The sequence below is a fragment of the Oleiphilus sp. HI0067 genome (assembly GCF_001635735.1).
Window position 1 is genome coordinate 1 of sequence record NZ_LWFI01000615.1, and the last position, 799, is coordinate 799.

Annotated in this window: 1 protein-coding gene; it reads left to right on the plus strand. The window is 41.3% G+C overall.

The annotated features are described in order from the left end of the window. Positions 1 to 45 precede the first annotated feature (45 nt). The coding region (locus tag A3739_RS31235) for a diguanylate cyclase (RefSeq protein ID WP_068500847.1) at positions 46 to 799 on the plus strand (754 nt) is incomplete at its 3' end.

Genomic DNA, 799 nt, shown 5'->3' on the forward strand with positions numbered 1-799 from the left:
TCGATAAACTGTATGAGCAAATCAACTACCTACTGAATTAAGAATATGGAAGCAGCACTCGAACAAATGAAAGAATTCCATTGGTTGATGGACATGGTCCAAACCGTGGATGTCGGATTAGTTGTTATTGATGAACAGTTCAATGTAAAAGTCTGGAACAGCTTTATGGAGAGCCACAGCGGAGTCAGCTCTGACAAGCTACGCAATAAAAACCTGTTCGAAGAATTTAAAGATCTTCCAGAAGATTGGCTAAGACAAAAAGTGAACACGGTATTTGCGTTAAAAAACCGTTCATTTATGACATGGGAACAACGTCCTTATCTATTTCAGTTCCCTAATTATCGACCAATTACCGGTACTGAGAAATTCATGTACCAAAACATCACCATATCACCGCTAGTTTCTTTGGACGGAAGCGTCAATCAAGCTGTAATCATTATTTACGATGTCACCGACATCGTAGCGAACCGTAAAGCTCTTGAAAAAGCCAACGATGAATTACAGATGCTTAGCCGCACAGATCGACTGACAGAACTCTACAATCGTGGCTATTGGGAAGAATGCCTTGTTCGAGAGTACGCCCGTTACACGCGTTATAAAACTGAATGTTCCGTTGTCATGCTAGATATCGATCACTTCAAAAAGGTGAATGACACCTACGGACATCAAGCCGGAGATGCTGTGATTCGTAAGGTCTCTTCGCTCGTACGTGACAATTTAAGAAAAACAGATATCGCTGGTCGATATGGCGGCGAAGAATTTGGAGTTATTCTTCAAAATACTGATTCAGATTCAGCCG